Consider the following 9716-nt stretch of genomic DNA (forward strand, 5'->3'; position numbering starts at 1 on the left):
TCACATTTTGTAACAGACCTTTTATCGCAAGTGCATCGCTATTTATAACCTTATTGTTATGATGTAACAGCTATTAATATAGGATGTAATCCCATGAAAAAATTAACAACATTGGCGCTTGCCTTGGCTGCAGTTATTGCACCGAGTGTATCGGCCTATGAAACTAAAGACACTCGCTTACTACGCTTTCCTGATATTCATAACCAAAACGTGACCTTTGTTTACAGCGGCGATATTTATATTGCTAATACACAAACCGGCGAAAGCAAACGTTTAACCGACCACATTGGTTTTGAAACATTTCCTAAGTTTTCTCCTGATGGTAAGCGTATTGCGTTTTCGGCTGAGTATAATGGCAGCCGCCAAGTATATGTGATCAACAGCGATGGCTCAGGCCTTAAGCAGCTTACATACTACAACGATGTTGGCCCAATGCCGCCGCGTGGTGGCTTTGATTACCGCGTTTTAGATTGGACCGCCGATGGTAAAAATGTGGTGTTTAGAGCAAACCGCACACCATGGGGCAAACGTATGGGTCGCCCTTATATGGTCCCTGCCGACGGTGGCCTTGAGCAGCCTTTAGCTATTCCAGAAACTGGCGGCGGTATGCTCTCCCCAGATGGTAGCAAGTATGTTTATACGCCCATTGACCGTGAGTTTCGTACCTGGAAACGCACCCGTGGCGGCCGTGCGCAAGATGTATGGATTTACGATTTAGAAAATAACACTTCAGAGCAACTTACCACTAACCGTGCAACCGACCAGCAACCTACCTGGGTTGGCGACAATATTTATTTTGTATCTGACCGTGATTACACACTAAACCTTTACCAATACCGCAAAGGCAGTGAGCCTAAAAAGCTCACCAACTTTAAAGACTTTGACGTACTTTGGCCCTCAGCAGGCCCTAATGCGGTTGTGTATGAAAACGGCGGTTACTTATATCGCTTTGACGCAAAAACACAAAAAAGCACTAAGCTGAGCATTAACATTGCCGGTGTGCGCCAATACGCTATGCCGTACAGCAAAAATGTAAGCGACTTTATTGATTCTATGTCGATTTCTCACGATGGCAAACGTGCTGTATTTACAGCCCGTGGCGAGCTATTTAGTGTACCTGTTAAACAAGGCCCTACGCGTAACTTATCGTACACAGATAAGAGCCGTGAAATAGACGCAAGTTGGTCGCCAAATGGGCGTTATATTGCTTACATGAGCGATGAAAGCGGCGAGTACGAAATTTACTTAAAAGATCGCAGTAAAAATAATGCCATTAAACAGCTCACTAGCAATGGCACTATTTGGCGCTTTACGCCTATTTGGTCACCCGATAGCACTAAGCTGTTGTTTGCAGATAAAAACCACACACTGTGGTGGTTAGATGCAAAATCGGGCAAGCAACACAAAATTGATACCGGCATTTACGACGAAGACGGCATTACTCAGTATACGTGGTCGCCTAACAGCCAAGACATTGTGTATGTTAAAAATAACGAAAACCGTTATGCCTCACTGTGGCACTACAACCTTAAAAAAGAAAAGGTAACGCGCCTAACAGATGAAATGAGTAACGAGCAAAACCCAACCTTTTCGCCAGATGGCCAATACCTTTACTTTAGCTCTGAGCGCGACTTTAACCTTGCGTTTAGCAGCTACGAGTTTGACTACATGTTTAACCGCGCCACCCGTATTTATGCGGCTGCAGTAAACGACAGTGTTAAACCGCTTATTGCCTTACAAAGTGACGAAACCACGATTGTAAAAGACGATGACGACGAAAAAGAAGACGACAAAAAAGTTAAAAACGCACTGCAAAGCAGCGACTTTATGCAGCGTGTTACCGCGCTTAATGCTCCTGCTGGCGATTACCGTGGCTTAACCGCAGTAAAAGACGGCGTGCTTACACTTGCTAATGGTGGTTTACAACTTATAGGCACCGAGCACGATAGCGAGCTAGAAACCGTGGCTAAAGGCGTTAGCCATTACACTATATCGAGCAACAGCGAACACCTGCTTGTACATACAAGTGGCGGTTATAGTGTAATCGAGCCGAAACCAAAGCAAGACTTAGACGCCAACAAGCTAGATTTAAGCAAAATGACGCTTAAAATTAACCCGCAAGCTGAGTGGCAACAAATGTACGTAGAAGGCTGGCGCACATTGCGTGACTGGTTCTACGACGAAAACCATCACGGACAAGATTGGGATGCTATTTTAGCTAAATACCAACCTATGGCTGATGCTATTAGCCACCGTAGCGACCTTGATTACGTACTTAGCGAAATTGCTGGCGAAATTAACTCAGGTCATATTTACGTGCAATCGGGCGATATGCCAAAAGCCGAGCGTAAAAACCACGGTTTATTAGGCGCTAAGCTTGCAAGCGATCCATCGGGTTATGTAAAAATAGAGCAAATCTTTAAAGGTGAAAACTGGCATGACGATTTCCGCTCACCACTGGGTACTACAGGCGTAAAAGCACATAACGGCGATTACATAATTGCGGTAAACGGCCGCTCGGTTAAAGACGTTGCTAACTTTTACGAACTCCTTGAAAACACCCAAGGCGAGCAAGTAGAGCTGGTGCTAAACAGTAAACCGCATAGCAAAGGCGCGTGGCAAGTAACTGTAAAACCTGTAGCCAGTGAGCAAGGCCTACGTTATTTAGACTGGGTTAACTCGCGTGCAGCCTACGTTAATAAGCTATCAAACGGGCGTATTGGCTACGTACACTTGCCAAATACAGCGTATGAAGGTAACCGCGCCATGTTTAAAAATTACATGCCGCAAACAACCAAAGACGCCATGATTATTGATGACCGTTACAATGGCGGGGGCTATATTCCTGAGCATATGATCACCTGGCTTGCACGTAAACCACTTAACTATTGGAAACGCCGAGGCACCGAGCCGACTAAAACGCCACAGTTTGCACACGACGGTCCGAAAGCAATGCTAATAAACGGCTATTCAAGCTCAGGCGGTGACGCAATTCCTTACTACTTCCGCCAAGCGGGTTTAGGTAAGCTAATTGGTACGCGTACGTGGGGTGGCTTAATTGGTATTTCTGGCAACCCTGCTCTTGTAGATGGCGGGCAAGTTATTGCGGCTACTTTCCGTATTTTAGATACCCAAGGTAACTGGATTATAGAAAACGAAGGCGTTGCTCCTGATATTAAAGTGGTTGATCGCCCAGAGCTTATTTATAAAGGCCAAGATCCATCAATAGAACGTGCTGTACAGGAGTTACTAAAGGAGCTTAAAGAAAACCCTAAGCAACCTTTAGTGGTGCCACCAGCTCCGTCTAAGTTTTAATTTGCTATATAGCAATATTAGCTAATACCAAAAAAACCCTGCAAATGTGCAGGGTTTTTTAATAATTCGAGTTTAATGATTTATATGTATTAAGGCTTATCTTTTTCTCCAACCACTCCATACATCATCTATATCGTCGGCTTTATTTTTTTTCTTTTTCTTGCCTGTGCCGGCGGGCTTTGCCATTGGCTTGTCGTTTTTAAGTGCTTGTGCTGCATCAAGATTTGCTTGGTTTACCGCAAAACCGGTTACTTCTTCACGCTCTAAACGCAGTTTGTTTTTCTTTTCGATTATTTTAAAGTGATGAAAGTCTTCGTAATCAATTAACGATAACGCTAGGCCAACTTCACCGGCACGGCCGCTTCGGCCAATACGGTGCATATAATCAGCGGGGCTGCGCGGTAAGTTAAAGTTAATAACAACAGGCAGTTTGGCAATATCTAAACCACGGGCTGCTATATCGGTGGCTATAAGTACTTCTATTTCACCGGCTTTAAACTTTTCAATTACCCGAGTACGCTCACTTTGGCCTTTATCACCATGAAATACCTGTGCGTTAATACCACGCTTTTCAAGCTTACCTGCTAAGTGCTCACAGTCTTTTTTAGCGTTTACAAAAATAAGCGCTTGGCGCCATTTATGCGCTTTAATTAAATGCGCTAAAACCGTAGTTTTTTCGCCTTTATTAACTGTAAATACGCGCTGTACAAGCGTGCTTTCGTCTTTACTTTGAACTTGTATTTCAACTGGGTTGGTTAACAGCTCTTGCGTTAATTGTGTGACTTGCTCTGGGAAGGTTGCTGAAAATAACATGGTTTGTTTTTTAGCAGGCATTAACGCTAATAACTCAGCAAGCTCTTCGGTAAAGCCAAGGCTTAACATGCGGTCGGCTTCATCAAGCACTAAGGTCGTTACTTTATCGAGCTTAATAGCATTGCTTGAGATTAAATCGAGCAAACGCCCTGGCGTTGCAACAATGATATCGGCGCCGCCGCGTAGAGCCTGCATTTGTGTATTAACCGACACACCACCAAATACCGCCACCGTTTTAATGGCGCCATTAAAGTTAGCAGAATACGATTTAACGCTATCGGCCACCTGCGTAGCAAGCTCGCGCGTAGGTACCAAAATAAGCCCAGTGACAAAATTACCTTTGCTCGCTGCTTTTTTAGCGCCTTGTTCAACAAACATTTTTTGTAGCATAGGCAAAGCAAACGTCGCTGTTTTACCTGAGCCAGTATTTGCCCCCGCAATTAAATCGCTACCAGCCAGTACACTTGGAATCGCCTTAGCTTGAATTGGCGTAGGTTGGTTATATTCCAAATCGGTTAAACGAGCTTGTAGCTCTGGAATAAGGCCAAGATCGTTAAAGGTGCTAGGGCTTGTTGCTGAGGTCATAAAATTGTGGGCTTATTGCTAAAAAAGTAGCCTGTAATTTTAGCGTATTTAGCTCTTATTAAGTAGGGATTAGTGATTTTAATGTGGTTTAAGTAATGGCTGCGAGCGTCGAGCTACAAGCTTCGAGGAAATTTGACTGTCACCGTGAGCACTCCAAACTTAAAGAGGCTTTCATAAAAAGCCAACAACTAAGTTAGCAATATTATTAGTTCTTGCTAAGTTCTGCTTGTAACCTAGCTTTTGTTTCTCTTAAATAATTTATATAAGGATATGAGTCATTTGTAATGGCTAAAGCAGATTCCATCTGTTTAAGCGCTTGGCGAGTATCGCCTTGCATTTCATAGCCATAAGATAAGGCTGAAAACGCATCGACTGATTTTGGGTGGTTTTTTATATTGTACTTAAACACTTCAATAGCACGGGTAAATTGCTTGCTGCCCGTTAAGTTATAACCGAGTGATCTAACAGCGCGATCCGGTGGCGCAATCTGCTCGCCCCATTGTTGAGATAAGTTTTGATAATAAGCATCAATAGAGGTTACATCGTCAGTTAAATCACTTATGGGCATTTGTTTAGGCAAAAATAAGTTGTGATAGGCATTAAATGAACCAGCGGCCGAAGTCAGATTATGCGAGACACCATCAAACGCATCACTAAAAAAGCGTAAATTTAGCAAGCTATTAGATTGCAAAGCTTGCTGAAGTTCATTGTATCGCTCACGCATTATGCCTGCTTCTTCGCCTATATTAATGTAAACATAGTTATTTAGGTCTTTTGATGTATTAATAAACGCCTTAGTTGCTTTTACCGGTGCGCCATAGTTCCACCAAACCGCAGGGCTGTAAGCAATGTGTGCTTGGAAAAGCTCAGGGTTAGCTTGCATTGTATAAAGTGCAAACACGCCTGCCGCAGAGGCCCCTGCAATCACATTATAATTGTGCGTACGATAACTTTTATTAATTAAGGGCATAAGTTCTTGCTCAATAAATACTAAAAACTTTGCTGCACCACCGCCTTCACCTACCGGGCCTTGTGGCTCTTTATTCACTGTAGGGTAAAAATCTCTGAGTCGATTAGTGTTTTCAACAGCGACAATAATAACCTCTGGCGCACGATTATCATTTTGCAAGCGCTCCATCACAGCACTTATAAGCGGTATGTTACCCGCACCATCAAGGCGATAAATGACCGGATAAACTTTGTTTGGATTAGCTTGATAACTCTTTGGAAGCTGGACTACAACTGTGCGCTCTTCGTTTAAAATTGCTGAATTAATAGTATGTATTTGTTGCGTATAGCTAATGGTTTGCTGTTTTAAATCAGGCTCTGCAAGTGTGCTACTAGAATAAAATATAAATAAACTACATATAAAAACAGCGGTTAATAAACGCATTACTAATCCTTTAGAAAATAGTGTGTTATTTAATCTAACAGGCTTTGAGGTACAAAAAAAGGCGCATTAAGCGCCTTTAATCTTCAACAAGTAATTACCAACCAATTGACCTTACTCAACCGTAACCGATTTAGCTAAATTACGTGGTTGGTCAACGTCGGTACCTTTAATTACCGCTACATAGTACGACAGTAACTGTAATGGCAGCGTGTAAACAATTGGCGCAATAATGTCGTCAGTGTGGTTTACGTTGATTACACGCATTGTGTCGTCTGACTCAAAGTGTGAATCTTTATCTGCGAATACGTAAATAATGCCGCCACGTGCACGTACTTCTTCTACGTTTGATTTAAGCTTTTCTAATAGCTCATTGTTTGGTGCTACAACAATAATTGGCATGTCGGCATCAATAAGTGCAAGTGGGCCATGTTTTAGCTCGCCCGCTGCGTAGGCTTCTGCGTGAATGTACGAAATTTCTTTAAGTTTAAGCGCACCTTCCATTGCAATTGGGTATTGCGAACCACGACCTAAAAACAGCGAGTGATGCTTGTCTGCAAATTCTTCTGCAAGGTCTGCAATGCCATCTGCCAGTAGTAATGTTTCTTCAAGCTTAGCAGGAAGTACTTTTATAGCATTTACAATGGCACTTTGATCAAGCTGTTTTTCTTGCGCTATAGACGCAGTAAGCATTAACAAACCAACTAATTGCGTGGTAAATGCTTTAGTAGAAGCTACACCAATTTCAGCGCCGGCTTTGGTCATAAAGGCAAGGTCAGATTCGCGTACAAGCGATGAACCAGGTACGTTACAAATGGTCATTGATGCCATGTAACCTTGCTCTTTAGCTAAACGTAATGCAGCTAGCGTATCGGCTGTTTCACCCGATTGAGAAATAGTCACAAGTAGGCTGTTTTCGTGTACATACGATTGGCGGTAACGAAACTCAGAGGCAATCTCAACATTACAGCTAACGCCAGCAAATTGCTCAAGCCAGTAACGTGCAACCATACCTGAATGGTATGACGTACCACAGGCAATAATTTGTACGTGTTTTACATCTTTAAATATTTGCTGAGCGCTGTCGCCAAAGGCATCAATTGCTACACGGTCGTCGTTTAAACGTCCTTCAAGGGTATTGCGTACCGCAAGTGGTTGCTCGTAGATTTCTTTTAGCATGTAGTGGCGGTAGTCGCCTTTGCCTGATGCATCTTGCGTGATGTTTGATTCAACAACTTCACGCTCTACTGCGTCGCCATTTTCATCAAAAATTTCTACTGTATCACGCGTAATGCGGGCTACGTCGCCTTCTTCTAAAAAGATAAAGCTACGAGTAACTGGTAATAGTGCTAACTGATCAGAGGCAATAAAATTTTCCCCAAGGCCTAAACCTATAACAAGTGGGCTACCTGAGCGCGCTACGATGATTTCGTTGTCGTTTGCTTTATCAAATACAACGGTACCAAATGCACCTTCAAATTGCTTAACCGCTGCTTGAACAGATGCAAGTAACGTAGTGTGTTGCTTACGAAGCTTATGAATTAAGTGCACCATTACTTCGGTATCGGTTTCAGATAAGAACTCGTAGCCTTCTTCTTTAAGTGATGCGCGTAAGCTTGCATGGTTTTCAATAATACCGTTATGTACAAGTGCTAGCTGGTTGTTTGATACATGCGGATGAGCGTTTTCTTCTGTAACACTACCGTGTGTTGCCCAACGTGTGTGTGCAATACCTGTATGACCGCTAACGCCTGCTTTCTCAAGTGCAGCTTCTACGTTAACTACTTTACCTACTGCTTTTACAGTATTTAGCGTAGAGCCTTCTAAAAGTGCTACACCGGCAGAGTCGTAGCCACGGTATTCAAGACGTTTAAGGCCTTCAACTAAAATTTTGTTTACTGGACGTTCTGCAACCGCCCCAACTATTCCACACATAGTGTCTCCATTAATTTTTTAATTCTAGTAACTCGCTTTGTAGTTACTATTCAATAATCTCTGCACAAATTAGTTTTACACCACACGCCTCAATCGCTTTGCGTTTATCATCTGCTAAGCCAGTATCGGTTATTAATGTGGTTACTATTTTCCACGGTAATTCTAAATTTGGTATTTTTCGGCCAATCTTATCTGACTCAACCATTACTATTACTTCACGGGCGGCCTTTGCCATAACTTGGCTTAAGCCGACTAACTCATTAAAAGTAGTCGTGCCGCGTTTTACATCTATGCCGTCTGCACCAATAAATAGCTGATCAAAGTCATAAGAGCATAATACGTTTTCGGCAACTTGCCCCTGAAACGACTCAGAATGCGGATCCCACGTACCGCCGGTCATTAAAAGTGTTGGCTCGTTTTCAAGTGATAGTAAACGGCTCGCCACTTTAATCGCGTTGGTCATTACAACTAACCCGCGCTTATTTGCAAGCTCTGGGATCATAGCGGCCGTAGTGCGCCCGCTATCAATAATAATGCGGTTATGATCTTTTATAAGTGCAGCTGCAGCCTTAGCTATTGCTACCTTGCGCTTAGAGTCTATTTCGTCGGTGACGATTTCTTTTGGCAGCGCGATAGCACCGCCGTAACGGCGCAGTAATAAGCCACTTTTTTCAAGCGCGGTTAAATCTTTACGAATGGTTACTTCAGATGTTTGAAACTGCTCCGCAAGCTTTTCAACAGCCACCTCACCTAGCTCATTAACTTGAGTAAGTATTAAATGACGGCGTTGCTGGGTGTTTCGTTTAGTCATAAAGCTCGTAGATTAAGTTTCGTTTCGAAAGATGTGCAATTCTAAACGAAACTAGTTAAATGGCAAGTGAACGAGCAAAAATAAAGCAGCTTTCAACGAGTAATAATAAAGGTAAAATAGTCACAGCATCCCTTAACTAAACAAAGAAACTTTAATGCAGCCATTTAATAGCTTAAACAAAGAGCTTTTAGCCCTACGTAAACAAACAGGCGAAATATGCCGACTCTTCAATAAAAGCCCGAGTAAAGGTAATTTAAAACGCATTAAAGAGCTATTCGCTCAATGCGGTGAAGGCGTAATTATAGAATCAGGTTTTCATTGCGATTATGGTAATCAAATAGCTATTGGTGATCGTAGCTTCATAAACATTAACTGTACGGTATTAGATGCCCCAATTAGTGAAGGAGCTATCAGCATTGGTGATGACTGCTTAATTGGCCCTAACGTGCAATTATTAGCGGTATCTCACGCTATTAACCCTACACAGCGACTTAATAAAGAAAACTTTACTGCTCCTATTACAATAGGCAACAACGTGTGGATTGGCGCAGGTGCAATTATTTTAGCGGGCGTATGCATTGGGGATAACAGTGTTATTGGTGCGGGATCTGTAGTTACTAAAAATGTAGAGGCGGATACTGTTGTTGCTGGTAATCCAGCTCGTGAGATAAGAACACTATAATTATAATCGATGTTTTTTAGCGTCGGGAGTCGCTACGCTCGCCCGACCTACATTCTAGAAGTAGATGAGTGTGCATTAATTGTCCGCATTTCACTTTTCTGCAGACGCAAAAAAGCCCGGCTCTTTCGAGTCGGGCTTTCTTGTATTTGAAGCCTGGCAATGTCGTAGTGCCCACAGCGGTAGAG

The 9716-nt window shown here is 42.8% G+C and carries 6 protein-coding genes; 2 read left to right on the plus strand and 4 right to left on the minus strand.

Annotated elements, in window-relative coordinates; translation table 11 throughout:
- The first annotated feature begins 93 nt into the window (after positions 1-93).
- The gene (locus MTF68_RS16200) at positions 94-3315 is read left to right on the plus strand and encodes a S41 family peptidase (protein WP_248463072.1); all 3222 of its coding nucleotides are present in this window, start codon (positions 94-96) and stop codon (positions 3313-3315) included.
- Between the two features lie 96 nt (positions 3316-3411).
- Here MTF68_RS16200 and MTF68_RS16205 read toward each other — a convergent pair whose 3' ends face one another.
- The 4 genes from MTF68_RS16205 to MTF68_RS16220 form a co-directional block, all read right to left on the minus strand.
- The gene (locus tag MTF68_RS16205; protein WP_248463073.1) at positions 3412-4713 is read right to left on the minus strand and encodes a DEAD/DEAH box helicase; all 1302 of its coding nucleotides are present in this window, start codon (positions 4711-4713) and stop codon (positions 3412-3414) included.
- A 205-nt stretch (positions 4714-4918) separates the two neighbouring features.
- A complete protein-coding gene (locus tag MTF68_RS16210) occupies positions 4919-6106 on the minus strand; it encodes an alpha/beta hydrolase-fold protein (protein WP_248463074.1) in 1188 nt (395 codons plus the stop codon).
- Between the two features lie 111 nt (positions 6107-6217).
- A complete protein-coding gene (gene glmS, locus MTF68_RS16215; RefSeq protein WP_121638181.1) occupies positions 6218-8038 on the minus strand; it encodes a glutamine--fructose-6-phosphate transaminase (isomerizing) in 1821 nt (606 codons plus the stop codon).
- A gap of 46 nt (positions 8039-8084) precedes the next feature.
- Positions 8085-8849 carry a DeoR family transcriptional regulator gene (locus MTF68_RS16220; RefSeq protein ID WP_121638182.1) on the minus strand — a complete coding sequence of 255 codons (765 nt, stop codon included), beginning with the start codon at positions 8847-8849 and terminating at the stop codon, positions 8085-8087.
- A 154-nt stretch (positions 8850-9003) separates the two neighbouring features.
- Between MTF68_RS16220 and MTF68_RS16225 the strand changes: the two genes are divergently transcribed.
- Positions 9004-9531, plus strand: a complete 528-nt coding sequence (locus tag MTF68_RS16225) for a sugar O-acetyltransferase (protein WP_248463075.1) — start codon at positions 9004-9006, stop codon at positions 9529-9531.
- Positions 9532-9716: the final 185 nt, after the last annotated feature.

It is taken from the genome of Pseudoalteromonas sp. 2CM37A (genome assembly GCF_023161885.1).
GTDB lineage: Bacteria > Pseudomonadota > Gammaproteobacteria > Enterobacterales > Alteromonadaceae > Pseudoalteromonas > Pseudoalteromonas atlantica.